The organism is Tateyamaria sp. LSS28 (genome assembly GCF_059611725.1).
This window is the reverse complement of sequence record NZ_JCAPFI010000001.1, coordinates 405,722-423,308: the sequence shown is the minus strand read 5'-3', so window position 1 is coordinate 423,308 and position 17,587 is coordinate 405,722. Positions and strand designations below refer to the sequence as shown.

The 17,587-nt window shown below is 56.6% G+C and carries 16 protein-coding genes and 1 tRNA gene; 9 read left to right on the top strand and 8 right to left on the bottom strand.

What is annotated here, in order from left to right:
• Position 1: 1 nt before the first annotated feature.
• The 4 genes from AC53L6_RS02275 to AC53L6_RS02260 are packed head-to-tail and all read right to left on the bottom strand — an operon-like array spanning position 2 to position 4,050.
• Entirely contained in the window at positions 2-1,024 is a 1,023-nt protein-coding gene (locus tag AC53L6_RS02275) for a 5-oxoprolinase subunit C family protein (protein WP_496906985.1), read from the bottom strand.
• The gene (locus tag AC53L6_RS02270) at positions 1,024-1,773 is read right to left on the bottom strand and encodes a 5-oxoprolinase subunit B family protein (RefSeq protein WP_496906643.1); all 750 of its coding nucleotides are present in this window, start codon (positions 1,771-1,773) and stop codon (positions 1,024-1,026) included. The genes AC53L6_RS02275 and AC53L6_RS02270 overlap by 1 nt, the downstream gene beginning before the upstream one ends.
• Before the next feature lie 37 nt (positions 1,774-1,810).
• Positions 1,811-3,019 (bottom strand): winged helix-turn-helix domain-containing protein, encoded by a 1,209-nt coding sequence (locus tag AC53L6_RS02265; protein WP_299744955.1) that lies wholly within the window; start codon positions 3,017-3,019, stop codon positions 1,811-1,813.
• Positions 3,016-4,050, bottom strand: a complete 1,035-nt coding sequence (locus tag AC53L6_RS02260) for a LacI family DNA-binding transcriptional regulator (protein WP_299209563.1) — start codon at positions 4,048-4,050, stop codon at positions 3,016-3,018. The genes AC53L6_RS02265 and AC53L6_RS02260 overlap by 4 nt, the downstream gene beginning before the upstream one ends.
• A 126-nt stretch (positions 4,051-4,176) precedes the next feature.
• On the opposite strand from AC53L6_RS02260, the gene AC53L6_RS02255 reads away from it, so the two are divergent.
• A tRNA-Arg gene (locus AC53L6_RS02255) sits at positions 4,177-4,253 on the top strand.
• Between the two features lie 438 nt (positions 4,254-4,691).
• Here the strand turns inward: AC53L6_RS02255 and AC53L6_RS02250 are convergent.
• A complete protein-coding gene (locus AC53L6_RS02250) occupies positions 4,692-5,696 on the bottom strand; it encodes a GlxA family transcriptional regulator (protein ID WP_496906642.1) in 1,005 nt (334 codons plus the stop codon).
• A 62-nt stretch (positions 5,697-5,758) separates the two neighbouring features.
• Between AC53L6_RS02250 and AC53L6_RS02245 the strand changes: the two genes are divergently transcribed.
• The gene (locus tag AC53L6_RS02245; RefSeq protein ID WP_299600052.1) at positions 5,759-6,013 is read left to right on the top strand and encodes a DUF1272 domain-containing protein; all 255 of its coding nucleotides are present in this window, start codon (positions 5,759-5,761) and stop codon (positions 6,011-6,013) included.
• 15 nt (positions 6,014-6,028) lie between these two features.
• Positions 6,029-6,511, top strand: a complete 483-nt coding sequence (locus tag AC53L6_RS02240) for a protein tyrosine phosphatase family protein (RefSeq protein ID WP_299771006.1) — start codon at positions 6,029-6,031, stop codon at positions 6,509-6,511.
• Between the two features lie 230 nt (positions 6,512-6,741).
• Here AC53L6_RS02240 and AC53L6_RS02235 read toward each other — a convergent pair whose 3' ends face one another.
• Complete coding sequence (locus AC53L6_RS02235; RefSeq protein ID WP_496906641.1) at positions 6,742-7,455, bottom strand: response regulator; 714 nt, start codon at positions 7,453-7,455, stop codon at positions 6,742-6,744.
• Positions 7,448-9,691, bottom strand: coding sequence for an ATP-binding protein (locus AC53L6_RS02230; protein ID WP_496906640.1), 2,244 nt, complete (start codon positions 9,689-9,691; stop codon positions 7,448-7,450). Before AC53L6_RS02230 ends, AC53L6_RS02235 begins: the two co-directional genes overlap by 8 nt.
• Before the next feature lie 247 nt (positions 9,692-9,938).
• On the opposite strand from AC53L6_RS02230, the gene AC53L6_RS02225 reads away from it, so the two are divergent.
• The 4 genes from AC53L6_RS02225 (at position 9,939) to AC53L6_RS02210 (ending at position 13,216) form a co-directional block, all read left to right on the top strand.
• On the top strand, positions 9,939-10,778 hold the full coding sequence (locus AC53L6_RS02225) for an alpha/beta fold hydrolase (protein WP_496906639.1): 840 nt from the start codon (positions 9,939-9,941) through the stop codon (positions 10,776-10,778).
• Between the two features lie 66 nt (positions 10,779-10,844).
• The gene (locus AC53L6_RS02220; protein WP_496906638.1) at positions 10,845-11,675 is read left to right on the top strand and encodes a class I SAM-dependent methyltransferase; all 831 of its coding nucleotides are present in this window, start codon (positions 10,845-10,847) and stop codon (positions 11,673-11,675) included.
• A gap of 155 nt (positions 11,676-11,830) precedes the next feature.
• A complete protein-coding gene (locus tag AC53L6_RS02215) occupies positions 11,831-12,190 on the top strand; it encodes a group I truncated hemoglobin (RefSeq protein ID WP_496906637.1) in 360 nt (119 codons plus the stop codon).
• Between the two features lie 3 nt (positions 12,191-12,193).
• The gene (locus AC53L6_RS02210) at positions 12,194-13,216 is read left to right on the top strand and encodes an adenylate/guanylate cyclase domain-containing protein (RefSeq protein WP_496906636.1); all 1,023 of its coding nucleotides are present in this window, start codon (positions 12,194-12,196) and stop codon (positions 13,214-13,216) included.
• A 500-nt stretch (positions 13,217-13,716) separates the two neighbouring features.
• Here the strand turns inward: AC53L6_RS02210 and AC53L6_RS02205 are convergent, their stop codons facing one another.
• The gene (locus AC53L6_RS02205; protein WP_299207956.1) at positions 13,717-14,334 is read right to left on the bottom strand and encodes a response regulator transcription factor; all 618 of its coding nucleotides are present in this window, start codon (positions 14,332-14,334) and stop codon (positions 13,717-13,719) included.
• 155 nt (positions 14,335-14,489) lie between these two features.
• On the opposite strand from AC53L6_RS02205, the gene AC53L6_RS02200 reads away from it, so the two are divergent.
• Together AC53L6_RS02200 and AC53L6_RS02195 are read left to right on the top strand one after the other, a co-directional pair.
• Complete coding sequence (locus tag AC53L6_RS02200) at positions 14,490-14,984, top strand: putative pterin-binding protein (protein WP_496906635.1); 495 nt, start codon at positions 14,490-14,492, stop codon at positions 14,982-14,984.
• A gap of 46 nt (positions 14,985-15,030) precedes the next feature.
• Positions 15,031-17,568, top strand: coding sequence for a hybrid sensor histidine kinase/response regulator (locus AC53L6_RS02195; protein WP_496906634.1), 2,538 nt, complete (start codon positions 15,031-15,033; stop codon positions 17,566-17,568).
• Positions 17,569-17,587 lie beyond the last annotated feature (19 nt).

Below are 17,587 nucleotides of genomic sequence, written 5' to 3'. Positions count from 1 at the left end.
CTTATCCTCTGTCCAATGGGGCGTCGGTGGCGGACACGACGCCGCCGATCAACTGGTAGCTCAACAAGTCTTGTAACGTCGCCGGGTCCCGCACCAAGGGTGTCACGGCCTTGGGCAACGAAGCCCATGTTGCGCGCGCGCGCGCCTCGATTGCAGCGCCATCTTCGAGGCTCACAAACTGGAACTGCAAGGCAGCGCCCGCAGGGGCTTGCGCCACCCGGGGCAGATCGCAAGGCATGACCGTCCCGATACGCGGATAGCCCCCGGTCGTCTGACTTTCCGCCATCAAGACAAACGGGGTGCCGTCACCCGTGATCTGGATGTCACCCGGCACAATGACCTCGCTCACGATGCTCAGTGCCTTGGGTGTGGCGAACCCGTTGCCGTCACTGTCCATGCGAATACCTTGGCGATTGGCGCGCGGGTCACGGCGAAACGTGGTCGCTTCGAATTTCTCTCGTGTTTCTTTTGCAAAATCAGACGTTTGCATGCTGGGAACGATACGTATCGCACCGCCGTCAAAACGGGTGTCCCGGGGCATTGTAAGGCCAACGTCTCCGCCGCGATCCAACCCTATCGGCAACACATCACCCGCGGTGACCAGTTCGCCCAAGCCGCACGACTGGTGCGTCGCGCGTGATCCAAGCATCTGTTCAGTTTTAAAACCACCGCCGACATGCAGGTATCCATAGGTCCCCGTGCGTGTCGGACCGATGGTCAGAACGCTTGATTTCGCAAGTGCATGGCTGGCGTTCCAGGCAACCGCAGCCCCGTCAACATGTGCCGTCATCTCTGCCCCGGTCAGAGCAATGCGCATGTCCTCGGTCGCCTCGAATGTGCCACCGGTCCCAACCATTTCCAAAACGGCAAGTTCAGGGCTTTGACGCAGCAGCGCGGCCCCCTCATGCACGGCCAACCTGTCTGTGGCACCTCCGCGTGTCAGCCCCTTGGACAGAAATCCAGTGCGGCCAAGGTCCTGTACCGCAACACCCGGACCGACTTGGTGGACATGCAGAGCAATCATCACGCCAACTCCGTGCGGATCGCCCCGCCTGACCCGTCTGTCACGGTGTCTTCGATGCGGGACAGCTCGGTGGCTGAGATGTCTGTAAACTGAACTTCGTCCCCCGGTGTCAGGGGAAAAGGCGTGTCCCCGCGGGGACGGAAACAGGCAAAGGCCGACTGCCCAACGTGCCGCCACCCTGTTGGTGTGTCCTTGGCAAACAGGCATATCTGGCGGACGGCCGCCACCAGCGCCCCGGCAGGGACATTCAACGTCAATTCCTTTTGCCGCGGAATGTTCCAGGCGTCGTCCAGCGTACCGAGATAGGGCTGGCCCGGGGCAAACCCGAGCGTCAGGACACGCAGCCGGGTCGTGGTCAGGTCGCGCAGTGCATCCTTCGCGCTCAGCCCGGCTGCTTCGGCTGCTTCGTCAAATTGCGGCGCCCGCGCGCCGCCGAACACCGCCGGAACGGTCCACAAGGCGCGCCCTTCAGGCAACGCCGCTGCGAACCAATCCCGTGTGGCTAGAATACCCTGTAGCCGATCCAAGATTGCTTGGAACCGATGTTCGGCGAGGTCAATTCTAAAGAAGGCTGATACCAGTGTGCTGCTGCTTTCGGACACCTCCGGCCAGCCCTGTGCATCCACTGCGCCGCGAAAGGCGATGGCGGCGCGGTTTGCCTCGTCCGTGGCCGTGTCGCCGAAGGTCACAAGCACTCCATCAAGTCCGACAGAACGGACTTTGGGGCTGTATGCGCTCAGGGTTGTCATGGCGTGCAAGGTAGAGGCTTCATCCTTGGGCGCAACGCTAAAGCGCCGTGCGGAGCCAGCCGTCGTCAAAGGCAATCTGACTGACACCCGCCAGCTTGATGACGCGGTCCAGCTCCGCCTCGAACGCGGCTTGCCGTCCCTTGCCCCAACGCACTTTGCGTTCCGGCCACAGCGCACGCACGCGCAGGACATCGTCGGTACGATGCGCCTTCATATCGACCCGCCCCACAATGCGATCACCTTCCATCAGCGGAAAGACGTAATAGCCATAGGTCCGCTTGGGCTCAGGCACGAAGATCTCGATCCGGTAAGCGAAACCGAACAGGCGCTCAGCCCGTTTTCGGTCGCGCAAGGCAGGATCAAACGGGCTGAGGACACGCAGCCGCGATGTGGGAACCTGTTCCAAGGATGGGTCGTCAGGCAGTGTGGGCCACGCATATGCTGGACGGGTTGACCCATCCACGCCGGTCACATGCACTTCTATGATCCGCCCCGAGGCAAGCGCCGATATGCACCAGTCCTTTGCCTCTGCCGGGCTGATGTGATCCCAGAATGCGGCCAACTCACCATGCGTAGCAAAACCCAGCCGGTCCAACGCCTCGCGGCAACACCAGTCGACGGTTTCTTCGGTATCCGGGGCATTACCGATGGTGCGGGTATCCAGCACCCGTTCAGTCAGGTCATAGTACTTCTGAAATCCTTCGCGCTTGACGACTTGCAAGGCCCCGCTGCGCCAGAGGTATTCAAGGGCTGTCTTGGACGGATGCCAATCCCACCAACCACCGGATCCACGTTTTTCGCCCTCTCCCACATCGCCCGAGCAGCAAGGGCCCTGCTCTCGAATCTGGTCCAGAACAGGCTGAAATTTGGCCTCGAACCCGTCGCGCCGCCATTCGCTCCACCGTTCGCGCAGGCGGGCAGAGTCCCGTTCGCGTCGCAGGTGCCAGTAAGGATAGAACGACGCGGGGATGACCGCTGCATCGTGTGTCCAGTGTTCGAAGAGGCTACGGTCGCGTTCGTACAGATTTCTCAGGTTCTTCGGCCGGTATCTCGGCTTACGAGTGAACAGGATCAGATCATGCGCACGCGCAACTGTGTTGATGCTGTCGAGCTGAACAAATCCAAGCCGCGTGATCAGATCAAGCAGGGCATCCCCATGCGCCGGCCCGCCTGGCGTGTCAGAAAGGGCGTGACGATCCAGAAAGACACGCCTTGACTGAGTGTTGGTCAGCGTGAACGGCGTCACGTCCGCAATGCGCGGCGCAATGTATCGCCATAAGAGATGGTTGGCGTCAGCGTGATGTGCTTGGGTGCCGGATCGGCCCCTTCGGCATTCCGATCACGAATGATCTCGGCTGCAGCGCGCCCAATCTCAAGGCGGCAGGCGTCCGTGGTTGCCAATTGGCGTGGAAGCCCTTGCAACAACTCAACGCCATTGAAGCCCGCCAGACCAATCTGTCCGGGCACATCGATCCCTTCGTCCAACAGGTAAAGCAGCCCGCCCGCCCCAATCATGTCATTGGAGTAGTACAGGAAATCGAGGTCCGGGTTCGCATCCAGCATGGCTTTGGTCATCTCGCGCCCCTTAGCCAGCGCAGACCCGCCTTCGTAGAAATCGCGTGCTTCAATCTCAATCCCAGCTTTGGCGAGGCCCTCCGTGAGTCCTTCGAACCGTTTGCGCGCACGGTGGTCGCGCGGCATGGACGTACCCATGAAACCGATGCGCGAATACCCCTGTTTCAGGATGGCTTTGGCGATGTCCAACCCGGCCTGCCGGTGCGAAATGCCGACCATGTTGTCGACTGGGTTGCCATCGGTATCCATGATCTCGACCACTGGGATACCAGCGTTGCGCAGCATAGCCTGCGCCGAATCCGAATGCTCCAATCCCGCAATGATCACGCCCGAAGGACGCCAGGACAGCATCTCGTACAGCACGCGCTCTTCCTTGTCGCGCATGTAGTCGGTGACGCCGAATACGGGCTGCAACGGGGTGTCTTCCAGGACCTGGTTGATACCGGTCAAAACTTCGGGGAACACCATGTTGCTGAGCGAGGGGATAATGACCGCTACGAGGTTGACGTGTTGAGAGGCCAGCGATCCAGCGATCTGATTTGGGACATAGCCAAGTGTCTTTGCCGCCGCGAGCACTTTTTTCCGTGTCGTTTCAGACACATCGCCCCTGTTGCGCAACACACGGCTGACAGTCATTTCGGACACGCCAGACGCAGCGGATACATCGCGCAGCGTCAGCGGGCGGGCAGGGCGATCAGTCAAGGACGGTCCTTTCTATGCTTCCCTTGAGTTACCTTTAAAACTGAACAAGATTCAAGCATTTGGACAACCCGGAGCCTATTGAAACGGGTGACAAGGCGCGTTCGAAACAGTAGTTGAGTCACGCAAGGCCCCGTGGCTCAACTGGATAGAGCAGCCCCCTCCTAAGGGGCAGGTTGCAGGTTCGAATCCTGCCGGGGTCGCCAAAAATACCAATAAACAGATATTGTTGCGTCGAAGAACGCCTTATCTCATGCCGGAATTTGCAGCATCTGTACGGGAACACGTGAAAAACAATGGTATAAATCCGGCACAGTTCGCGGCTCAATATGGGAGGTGCTATCGACGAGATGCAAAGAAAAATCCGGCTCCGCGGCAACCCAAACCAGGACCAAATCTAGCGCAAAAGCTCCCAGCTTTCTGGCAGAAGCCACCTTAAAGAGCTAACCTCCGTCTTGTTCCTGTTGCACTTGGCCAAATGCGGTGGAGTTCGCGCCACAAGCGCCGTCTTGGTCGTGGGGGGGGTTGGCGCAACGAAGTCTCGGGCCAATCAGAACATCGGCCATAGTTCTCGACGCTGCGGCTCGGCTTCGCCAGAGCGATCACCCCAATGTCCAGAGCCATCAGCAAACTTGGTACCAAGGCTACGCAGACCGGAAGTTCTGGAGATATTCCGACGGTGTTACTCTCAACACTCGCAGGAAGGCACATCGCATACGGTCTTCTTCCTTGAACCCACTCAGCGTGGCGATCTGCTTCAAACTCTTGGAGGATGTCTCCAGCAAATCCTGCGCTCTTTCTATCCGCATCGCCTCAACCGCCTTCGCTGGCGTCTTACCCATTACTTTGGAATAAACACGAGCAAAGTTACGGGCGCTCATTCCAGCCTTTGATGCCAGTGAGTCAACGGACAACTCCGCGCCTAGATTTTCCGACATCCACGCATGCAATGCCTCGAAACGTCCGAGGCCATCACTGACCTGTCGGCCAAGTGCTGGGCTATATTGCGATTGGCCACCTGAACGAACCATTTGAGCCACCATTGAGCGGGCCATGCTCAAAGCTGAATCGCGCCCCAAGTCCTCGGACACGATCGCCAGCGCCATATCGATGCCTGCCGTGATCCCGGCCGATGTCCAAACTCGACCATCCTTGACGAAGATAGGGTCAAGCTCGACCTGCACTTTGGGGAACTCGTCTGCGAGCATCCTACAGTCGTCCCAATGCGTGACGGCGCGCCGCCCGTCCAGCAGCCCAGTCGCCGCAAGGACCAATGCGCCGGAACAAACGGAACAGACACGCTGCGCTCTTTCGCCAAGTGCCTTGATCGCTGCGACCAGTTTCGGATCGCGCATACCGGGAATGGCTCCATCACCACCCACGACAACCAGCGTGTGTACTGAGCGGTTCAAGAGACATGAGATGGGCTCGCTTGGAATGGAGACAACCGTGTTCGTCTCGATGAGACCGCCGTCGACAGATACAACCACGCACTCGTAGCCATTGCGTTGAGTCAGAGAATCTGGGGCATGAGAGAAGACTTGAAGTGGGCCGACCAGATCCAACAGAACGACATCCGGGTACACGACAAAGACGACCAACCTCGGGTCGTTCGTTGGTGAATTCAATTTGGCAGTTTTTGCGGTCATGTTGGCATTTCTGCCAAAGACAGAGCGGATAGTCTACGGTCACACGATCTGGAGACGTTGATATGTTGATCCTAAAACCAAATTGCGAATGCTGCGACAAGGACCTACCGGCGGATTCGAAGGACGCACGCATATGCTCTTTCGAATGTACGTTTTGTGCGGAGTGCGCCGAGAAAAGATTTGCCAACCTCTGCCCGAACTGCGGCGGAAACTTCGTACCACGCCCGGTGCGCCCTATCGACAAACTGGCAAGGTTTCCTGCGTCTACAAAGCGTTTCACCAAAGCCCACGCTGTTTGTGCAGACCTGCAAGCCTGACAGGAGGAGGCCACAATGACTGACCTAACACACATCCTAAACTGGAGGCGCATCGATATGCGCATCACGACGTCAGGCCAACCTGATGAGGCGCAAATGGTCGACCTCAAATCCCTTGGTGTGACCCACATCGTAAACCTGGGCATTCATCACAATGGCAAAGGTGCGCTGACCGATGAACGTGGCACGGTGGCGGAACTGGGCATGGCATACATATACATCCCGGTCGATTTCGAGAATCCAACGGATGCGGATTACCAGGCCTTCAAAGAGGCACTCGCTGCTCATCCAAACGCTAATATTCATGTCCATTGCATCTACAATGCGCGGGTGAGTGCATTTTTCTATCGCTATGCAATCGATGGCTTTGGGTTAACTGTGCCCAAGGCGATGGAAAACATGGAAAGCATCTGGCGGCCGGGAGCAGATTGGGCCGACTTCATCAGAAGCACGGAAGCCGTTGGTCAACCCAATCGCTATGCCGGTGAGGACTATTGAGGCCGTGATTGCCAAACGCAACGCATGTCATTGAATGAGAGGCCCATAGGCGACATTGGGCACGACCCAGACATGCTGCGTTTGTGGCGAGGACCGCGCTCCCGTTGCGATGGCCAGAAACGGTAGATGCCGCATCTATCAAGAACCCGAACGGTAGACGGATGGCGCCTCGTTCCACTGAGTATCGGTGAACGCTGTGGTTCGCGTTACCCATTGTTGCATACGGGAACTCAATCAGGGTCGTAGACGTATCCAATGCCGCGCACGGTTCTGATGATCTTGGGTTTTTCTGGATTGGTTTCCAGTTTTCGGCGTAGCCGCGAGATACGGATATCAATGCTGCGGTCAAAGGGATCCCAGGACCGATCATGCGCTTGCTCCAAGAGCTGATCCCGATTCAAAACACGTCCTTTGTTCTCAGCGAAAACCTTGAGCAGGCTGTACTCCATCGCGGTCAACTGGACTTCCGTCCCGTCTGGTGCGAGCAGCTTGGCGGCGTCCTTGTCGAGGACATATTCGCCGAACACTGCGCGGTGGATGTCGGTTTTTGTGGCTGCTGCACCGCCACTGATGGCTTCGCGGCGCAGGATCGCCTTGATCCGGGCCTCCAGTTCGCGCAGATCCACGGGTTTGCCAAGGTAATCATCCGCTCCCATCTCAAGGCCAATGATACGATCAATGACGTCACCAGCTGCTGTGAGCATGATGACGGGTGTCGTGTCGTTCGGTCGCAAAGACCTTAGAATGGAAAGGCCATCTTCGCGGGGCATGTTGATATCCATGATAATGACATCCACCGGACTGACGGAAAGAACGTCCCGCAATTCGTCACCGCCCGCGGCACCAGACACCTTGTAGCCACGTTTTCCTAGGTATTCCTGGAGCATTTCCCGCAAGTCGATCTCATCGTCGCACACCAGGATATGCGCTCCCTGACTATCCATCCGTCGGTCCTTTGTGATCGGTCAGCAGCCTGTGAACGAGTTCTCTGAGTTCTGCTGGTGACACGGGTTTTTCCAGGTGCGGAAGACCGGAGTCTCGAAGTAAACCAAGCGAGCTTTGTCCCATCGTGTCACCAGTGATGTATGCGGTCCGGCTCAACATCTCGGGAAAATGCGCTTTCAACGCCGCGTATATCTGGCGTCCATCGACGCCGGGCATGTTCAAGTCGCTTAGGAAAACATCATATTCAGTTGCACGGAGACGTTCGAGCGCTTCCTCGCCCGACGAAACAAAGTCAACGGCGAAGCCTTCTTTCCTCAGAATTTCAGCATTCAACTCGCCAACCTCAACCTCATCATCCACGATCAAGGCTCTCATGTCCGCCGGCGCACTGATCTGGTTGGCGGGTTCATCCGTTTGCACATCATCACTTTTGGCTACGGGGAGCATGATGCGAAAACATGTACCGGACGTGCGCGTCTGGTCCAATTCGATCTGCCCGCCATGCGACAGGATGATCCGATGACAGAACGCCAGACCGATACCTGTTCCTTCGCCGACCTCTTTGGTTGTGAAAAACGGCTCGAAAATACGCGCTCGTATAGCCTCGGGAATGCCGGGGCCGTTGTCGTGAACGATCACTTCGACCACACCTGTGTCCGACTTGAACAAGGCCGACACGTCAATGTGGTCGCCGCTTCCCGAGGAAGCCCATGCCTGTTCAGCATTGATGAACAGATTGATGATGACCTGCGTAATCTGATCAGCATCGGCGGCAATGGGAGGCACACCGTCGGGGATGTTGCGTGTAATGCGGATGCCACCTGACACGCTGCCATAGCCGACAACATCCGCGGCGGTTTCAATCACGCTCGCAACATCAACCGATTCAATCTTGCTTGGCTGCTGGCGCGCCATCGCGAGGAATGTCTTGACGATCTTCGCGCACCGCTCGGCGGCGGTTCCGATCTTGTCGATCCTCGTCACTAGGCCGGGGTCCGTGATCTCTTCTTTGAGCATCAGCGAATGGCCGACAACAACGGACAAGGGATTGTTCAACTCATGTGCGACACCGGCAAGCAATTCGCCGAGCGCGGACATCTTTTCATTCTGAAAGAGCAATTCCCGCTGTCTCGACAGCTCTTCTGAAAGCGCCAACTCATCTGTCAGATCGCGTGTATTCGAAACAATGACCTCTTCGCCGTTGAACTCAATGAGACGTGAGGAATCCGCACCCCAAAACTTACGACCATGCGCGTCAACAAACTCCATGCGCCGGTCCTTGAGCATGCCAGCCTGTCGCAGGTCCTTGAGGTAGCGTTCACGTTCGGTCGGGTCTGCGTAGTAGGATCGCGAGTTGTCGGCGGGCCCGAACAGCGCTTTGAGCTCAGGCGTCGAAAACAAAACCTCCCCCGTTTCTGCATGCGTCATGTTGATGGCAGCAGGATAAGCCTCCATCACCTGCCGGATCAGCGCGTCAGCCTCTTTTTGGACTGTGAGATCAATAATGCTCGTGACAATGACTTCCTCGCCCTTGAAATCTATCAGTTGCGAAGAAATGGACGCGGGAAAGATGTGTCCATCAGCATTCCGCAGATCCAGTTTAAAATTATCCACGCGCCCGTCTGCCAAAAGCTCGGTGACAAAGTCTGCGCGTTCTTCGGGGCGGGCATAGTGTTCGCGCGCAGATTTACTAGGGCCAAAAAGATGAAGTGCAGCAGGGCTGCGATAGAGGATTTGCCCGTCACCAATGCGCGCCATGGTCACCACAGCAGCACTGGCATCCAGCACCTTCCTGATCAAAAGGTCTCCGTCGCGCTGCTCGACTTCGGCTTGTTTTTTGGCAGTGATATCTTCGCGGGTGACAACAAAGCCGCCGGAACGCGTGGGATGAACGGACACCAAATAGGTCCGCCCATCCGTTTCTCTGAGTTCGAAGTCCTGAATGAATTCGATGCCACCGACCAACCTGTCGGACAGCCATTGCTGTTCGTTTCCCACTGCATCGGCGTAGATACCGCGGCGCGCGGTCTCGCGCATCAAAATTTCCCAGTCCAGACCGGGTTTGAGAAGATGCGCGACGGCCTTATTCATTTCAGCGTAGCGTTGATTGAACATGACGAGACGTCGGTTTTCATCGTATAGGGCAAACCCTTCCTTGAGAGAGTCGACCGCGTCGCGCAGAAGGTGCTGCGCATTTTCGATATCATCCAGGTCGTTTGCCATTCCGGTCGTCATCCCTGTTGTCTAAGACAGCAGTGTTTCAATGCCATTTCAGATTTCGCGTCTTGTGTTTCAATTGTTTCACAAGCTGCTGCGCCAAGCCAGACGCCCGCCGAAAACCCCATGTTTAATAGGCCGGTAGCCGTTTGGCGCGCAAACTCCGATATGCAACAAATGAAACACGGCACCACCTATTCAGACATCGCACTGAAACATACGACCACCAGATGCTGTCCATCGACAACGCATTTGGATCAGAACAATGACATTTTCATATCAGCCAATTGATCAAGGCAATGCCGCCGTGGTCGCCTTGCATTCCTCAGCTTCAAGCAGCAGCCAATGGCGCCGGCTCGCAGATGACCTGAAAGATCGGTTCAACGTGCATGCGTTTGATCTTCCCGGTTACGGTCGTGCGCCCTTGGTCGGAGATTTCTCTCAGAAGGGCGGCGCATTTTCTGCCACCCCAGTCATCTCGGCCATCGAAGAAATCGGAGGGCCGGTGCACCTGGTTGGCCACTCAAATGGGGGCGGCATTGCAATCAAGGTCGCCTTGATGCGCCCGGATCTCGTGAAGAGCCTGACGCTTTATGAACCGGCGGCGTTCCATTTTTTGAAAGGCGGCAACGTTGTGGAGCAACGCCTGTTTGCAGAAATCCAGAGCATCTCAGCACAGGTGAATATCGCCGCGTTGGAAGACGACGTGCCAGCGGGGATGCAGCACTTCCTGGACTTCTGGAATGGCGATGGCTTCTGGGCGGGTCTGCCCGATGTTGCCCAGCAACGGTTCGCTGGAATGATCTCTTCGATCATGACGGATTTTGCTCATGGGTTCGCAGAAACCTGGACGCTTTCCGATTTGTCCAACCTGTCGATACCGGCCCTGGTCATGACAGGTTTGGATTCGCCTGACGTCACACAGCACGTGTCTGTTGCCATCGCAAAGGCATTGCCGAAGGCGCGTATCGCACTGCTGCCGGAACTTGGACACATGGCGCCCATCTTCCAGCCAGAATGGGTCAATTCAAGAATTCTCGAACATGTCGCGAGCGTTGAACGGCCCGCTGCGCCGTGCAGGTGGCCAAGCCAAGTGGCTGCATGACGCAAACCCAACGACCGAATGAAACTGCTGGTGGATGGCCAGCTCAACACCCAAAGGAGACGAACGATGGGCACTCAAGTGATGATCGATACCGCAACGGACTACACCGCGATCAAGGCCAAGCAAAGTGTGGCTTGGGGATCGGGAGATTACAGCAAGGTTGGCGTAACCCTGCAAATCACCGGTGAGGAGCTTGCCGAAACAATGGATATGGATGCGGACGCGACCGTTCTGGACGTGGCTGCCGGCAATGGCAACGCAACGCTGGCCTTTGCACGCCGCTTTTGCAACGTCACGTCGACGGATTACGTGCCCGAGCTTCTGGATGCGAGCGGCGCGCGTGCAAAAGCGGAGGGCCTGTTTGTCAACTACAAGGTCGCCGATGCAGAGAATCTGCCGTTCGAGGATCAGTCCTTTGATGCAGTCGCATCCACCTTCGGGGTGATGTTCGCACCAAACCAACAGCAATCCGCCGCGGAGCTTCAGCGGGTGGTCAAGATGGGTGGAAAGATCGGGATGGCCAACTGGACGCCTAACAGCTTCATCGGACAGCTGTTCAAGACGATCGGACAGCATGTGCCGCCGCCTGCCGGCGTCAAATCACCCGCGTTGTGGGGCAGTCGGGATTGGCTTGCCCAAACCTTTGGCAAGTCGTGCGAGGTATCTTCGTTCCAGTGCAAGAACTTCTTGTTCCGCTACCGCTCTGCCGCGCATTTCATCGACTACTTTCGAATGTTCTATGGCCCGATGCAAAAGGCGTTTGAAGCGCTGGATTCAGAAGGCCAGACAGCCCTACGGGCGGACATCGTGGCACTTATCGACAAATTCGACATCTCGACCGGCGACGCGCTGTGCGTCTCTTCAGAATATGCCGAGGTGGTTCTAGGACGTCATTAAGCCATTGATAAAGCAACCAAAGCCCCCTGAGTGGTTCTGTCGGGGGGCTTCCACCCAGGATCGGCTTGGACCTCGGTTAACTTGCCAAACGAGAATTAGTCATCTTTGTTTGAGGATGAGTATTTTCGACATTTCTTTGCCCGAAAGGATTTTCGATGGCTGAACGCACGCTGTACGAGTCGTACGGAGGGTTTTCACAGGTCAGTAAGATCGTGCTTTCCTTCTATGACAGCCTTCTGGACAACGAAGAAATTGGCCCGTTTTTCGACGACGTCGATATGTCTCGGATCGTGGATCACCAGACCAAGTTTATCGCGTCCCTGCTGGGTGGCCCTGCGGCCTATACAGACAAACAACTGCAACAATTACACGCGCATCTGGACATCACCGATGCCCATTTCGACGAGCTTGAAACGCTGCTGCGTGAAACACTGCTCGGGCACGGAATGGCAAGTGACGATGTCGAAACCGTCGTGGCGGAATTCGGCAAACGCCGCCCTTTGATTGTTAGGTGATCCATGACCATTGAAGCGATAAACGAACAACTGCTTCGCGCAATTGGGGTAGGTGTTGCACTTTTGGATCGCAAAACCCTCCAATTCGGATTCCGCAACGATACGTTTGACGAATGGTTTGGTGGCGAAAATCAACCCACGCAGCTACAACAGCTTTTCCCGGAGCTTGATGTCCAAGCGATGTCTGAAAACCTGATTGGGACCGGGCGCCACACATCGGAAATCCGGTTCAAGAAAAAACGCCGGACAATGGTCATCGCCTTGGACTTTACCGTAGCCGAGGGCGATATGCTTGTTCTCGTGTGCCAGAACATCACGCGCATCAAGGAACTGGAATCGATGATTGATTCCTATTCGATGATGGTTGAGCGCAATACGCGAGAAATCAAACGGGAGAAGGAGCAGGTAGAAAAGCTATTGCTGAACATCATGCCCCGCTCTGTCTACGAGGAATACAAGACCTTTGGCGTCGTGACGCCTCAGATGTACGATCCCGTTTCTGTTCTGATGCTCGACTTTGTCGGGTTTACGGACATGGTCGCGTCACAAGACCCGAGTGTGACCGTCACGGAATTGAACGACATCTACAGTGCATTTGATCGCATTGGTGAGCAGTTCGGCTGTGAGCGCATCAAGACAATCGGTGATGCCTACATTACTGTCGCGGGTTTGCCTGATCCTACCCCCGATCACTCAAAGGCAATTGCCAACACGGCCATCCGGTTTGTGCGGTACCTGATGCGGCGCAACTTGAGCCATCCACACCAGTGGCGGTGCCGCATCGGCATTTCCACGGGTTCTGTGGTTGGCTCGGTCGTGGGCATTCAAAAGTACGTCTATGACATCTTTGGCCCTGCGGTGAACCTTGCCTCGCGTCTGCAGGAGTTTTCAGAGCCCATGCAGATTACAGTGCAAGACGCAGTGGCGCATACGATCAAGGATCAGTTCGACATTGAGAACGTGGGCGCCAGATCCATCCGTGGATTTGGAGAGCAAGATATCTGGCGGCTTTCCGACAACGACTGAAAGCTTTGCGAGACAGCAGTTAGAGTTTTCACATAGCGTGGTGGCGATGCATCGACATTCTGTGGACCTGCCTGCTTTGCGAAATCTGAACTGGCGCACCCACAATATACTATGTCTTGGGTTTGGCCGGGTTCTGGGCGTCATGTTTGCATTTTTGGTGCGCAGCCAAACCGGGCATGGTGGATCGTGCATGTTTCCATGCTCAAGACCGCCCTTGTCCTGATGTCGTACACGATCACCGATTATCGCTTCACTGGGACAGCATCCCAGATTTTGCGACGCTTGAGGCTTACAATGTGAACCGTGTAACGCCCGTAGATGAATTGTCTGCGGTTTTACTGAACAAGTCCGCCTCTGCAGTAGATGAAATACTGTCCGACAGCGTTGCGTGTGCAGCCCCGCCAACATCGGATTGATCCGGTTGCGCATCCCTGCTGGGCGAGTGCGCCAAGCTGTCGAGCACGCTTTTTGCTTGGTTTTCTAATCCTCTGCGGGATGTTTCAAAACAGCTGATGCTCTTTTGCCAGCAGGGCAGCTTGCGTTCGGTTCGACACGCCGAGTTTCGCGAGCACGTTCTTGACGTGCAGTTTGACCGTAACTTCCTGCACGCCGAGATTGCGTGCGATCTCTTTGTTTGACAGCCCAATGCAGAGTTGTTCCAGTGTCTCCATTTCGCGATCCGACAGTGTGGCAAAGGCGCCTGATGGCTTTGCGCGCGTATCACCCGTGCCGAAATCGAACGGAAAGTATCGTTCACCTGACAGAATGAACTTGATCGCATTGACCAAGGACACAGCCGTCAGCGACTTCGGGATGAACCCGTGTGCCCCGTTTGCCATCGCGCTATTGGCCACGTCACGATTGGCGACCCCGGACATCAACGCGACCTTGGTTGCAGGGAATTGTCCCCGTGCCTTGTCCAGACCGGCAAGGCCATTCATGCCCGGCATGTTGTAATCTAGTATGAGCAGATCAACCGCATCCAAGCCGCGCATCTTGGTCAGCGCATCATCCAGGCTGGCTGCCGTTTGCACGTGAAAGTCATCAACGGTTTCAAGATACGCGGCGATGGTGTCGCGTACGAGGTCGTGATCGTCAGCAATCAGAATGTTGGGCATTTCTGCAACTCTTTTACTCCCTGCAACTTTTCACCCGAAATCCTGACCAAACCATGACGAAACTATACTTTGGTATAGGTGCCTATGCCAATGCCCTGATGACCTGATCGTCCCGGGTATTTAGGGGTAGGGCACTGGATCATCGAGGAATGAAAATGGTTAAGCGTCACCACTTACGGGCCATCACCTTTTTTTTCGTACTGCTTTTGGGGTGGCACACGTCGGCCATGGCGCAATCCGTTACCGGGTTGCAGATCACCGCGGATGCCACGCAGTCTGATCCGGTCACACTCGAGCTTGCCGATCTTGACGCCTTGCCACAGCAGTCTTTCACGACGTCCACGATCTGGACCGATGGGGCGGTCACCTTTTCGGGTGCGCCGTTGGCTGCTGTGCTGGAGTCCGTTGGCGCACAAGGCACTGCGGTCGAGATGGTTGCCCTGAACGACTACAAGGTAACTATGCCGCTGGCCCAGCTTGAGGAAACCGCACCTATCATCGCCACTCGTATGGATGGCAACGTGATGTCAGTGCGGGATAAGGGGCCCTATTGGATCGTGTTTCCATACGACCAAGACCCCAAGTACCAGACCGAGACGATCTATTCGCTCAGTATCTGGCAACTGAACCGTCTCAAGGTCGTGGATTGACAGCACCCAAGCGCATAGGCTGGGATCGACTGAAACGAGGCCACTTATGACGCAAAAGCTGAACCTTTACCGGCTTTCGGTTCTAGCAGGCATTTGCCTGCTCTTTCTTTTGTTGGCTGTGATGGTGACAAGCCTGGTGTCACAGGTCCAGGCCCTGTCCCGCGCCGCGGGGGACAACACGCAGTGGAGCATCTCGCAGATAGACACGGAGTTTGCGAACCTTGATGCTATGCTGACGGATCAGGTCGTTGCAGGAACCTATCCCGAGGATGAGGTGCGATTGCGGATCGACATTGCGTTGAGCCGCCTGAACATCATCAACTCGGGCCGGTCGGCCGAGATCTTTGGCGAAAGCCAGCAGGCCGGCGCGTTGATCGCACCGATCAATACCTTTGCAGAACAGGCGATTGCCGTGCTGGATGCGACGGGGGCACTGGATGATGCGGCTGTAGCCCAATTGCAACGTGACGTGCGGGATGTGAGACCCGCTGTCCGGGATATCGCGTTGTTGGGTATCCGGTTGGGGGCGGAACGGTCCGAGGCACGGCGCGCCCAGTTTGCGAGCCAGCTGATCAGGACTGGCGGTGTCGCCATTGTGCTTCTCATCCTGATGGCCGGCCTGATGGTCGTATTGGACAGGCTGTTGCTGCGTGCGGCCAGGCGCGATGCAGCGCTTTCAGCGTCCTCAAAACAACTGTCGTCGACGGTCGCTGCCTCTCTTGATGCCATCGTCACTGCGGATGTGGAGGGGCGGATCATCGGATTTAATCGCTCTGCCGAACGTGTGTTCGGCTGGCAGCGGGACGAGATAATCGGCCTGACCATGGAAGACACCTTCATTCCACACCGTATGCGGGATGCGCATCATAACGGCATGCGACGGTATCTGAAAACCGGCCAGCCGCGGGTCGTCGATGCCGGGCGGGTGGAACTGGCCGCCTTGCGGAAGTCGGGCGAGGAGTTTCCCGTCGAGTTGAACATCACGACCGCGCAGGACGGAGATAACGTTACGTTCATCGCCTATATCCGCGACATCAGCGAACGAAAGATCAACGAGCAAAAGCTGATTGATGCCCGGGATCGCGCCGAACGCACCGACAAGGCGAAGTCGCAGTTCCTGACAGTAATGAGCCACGAGATGCGCACACCCTTGAACGGTATTCTGGGCGTGCTCGACTTGCTGAAGACAACTGCTCTGAACGATCAACAAACACGCTATGCCAACATCGCAACCTCATCAAGCGAGGTACTGCTGGAGCATGTCAATGAAGCGCTGGACATCACTAGGATTGAAACGGGCAATCTGCAACTGAACCTGCAGGAATTCCGGCTTACCGCTCTGATGCAGGGCGTCATCGACATGTTCGAACCACTGGCGCGGGAAAAGGGGCTGTCGATTATGCTCGACATCGCGCCTGCGATGCGTGGGCCGTACAATGCCGATGCAGGGCGCATCCGGCAAATCCTGACCAATCTGATTGGCAACGCGATCAAGTTCACGGAACAGGGAGGCATCACGGTCGACGTCGCCGGAATCCACGGGCCTGATACGTCTTCCCTACGCTTTGCGGTCACCGACACAGGCATTGGTATTGCGCCCGATCAACACGAACAGGTGTTCGAGGACTTCTTTGCTCATGCCGCTGCCGAGGGACGTCAGGCTCGCGGTGATGGTCTGGGCCTGTCTATTTCACGCCGCATTGCCCGCGCCATGGAGGGCGATGTGTCGGTCAAGAGTGTCGCGGGCGAAGGCTCAACCTTTGTTCTTTCTCTGCCTTTGAAACGCAGCGAAGCGGTGTCGGAGAAGGCACCCGCGACGGGCGAGGATGATCGGCCCAGTCACAAGGTCTGTTCGGTTCTGATTGTGGAAGACAATTCGATCAATCGCAGTGTGCTAAGCGACATGCTGCATTCGATGGGGCATTCCGTGCAGGAGGCCGTGAACGGCGCTGACGCGATCGAACGCGCCAACGCGACCGCGTTCGATATCATCTTTATGGATATCAGCATGCCTGTCATGAACGGTATCGAAGCGACCCGGCATTTGCGGTCTGACGGTGGCAGGAACGCAAACACTTTGATTGTCGGCCTGACGGCCCACGGGCGCGAAGAGTACCGCGAGCAGGCCGTTGATGCAGGCATGGACCGGTTCCATACCAAACCTATTCGGCTGGACGCCCTTCACAGTGTGTTGTCTGAAGTGTCGGCAGGCCCGACCTCCAGACTGGACGGTGTGCAGTACCCCGAAGCGCTGACGGAAATGATTGACCTGTTAGGCCCCGACAAAGTGCGATCCACCGCAGACGCCTTTTTCCGTGAAATGACGAACTTGTTCGACCTCTTGCGCGCGCAAGTCACAATGCCGGATCAGGCCACGCTGGCTGAGGCAGTGCACAGGGCAAAGGGCGCGGCGTCGCTGTTGGGCCAGTCGGATCTAGAAGCGATCCTGTTCGACATGGAAACTCAAGCGCGTGCCGAAGCCTTGCAGGATTACGATTCTTGGGTGTGTCGCCTGGAGGCGGAAAAAGAAACGTCTCAAACCCGGGTGAACGCGGTGTTGCAGCACGCATCTCAGACACCATAAGCACAGGTGCACTATTCTT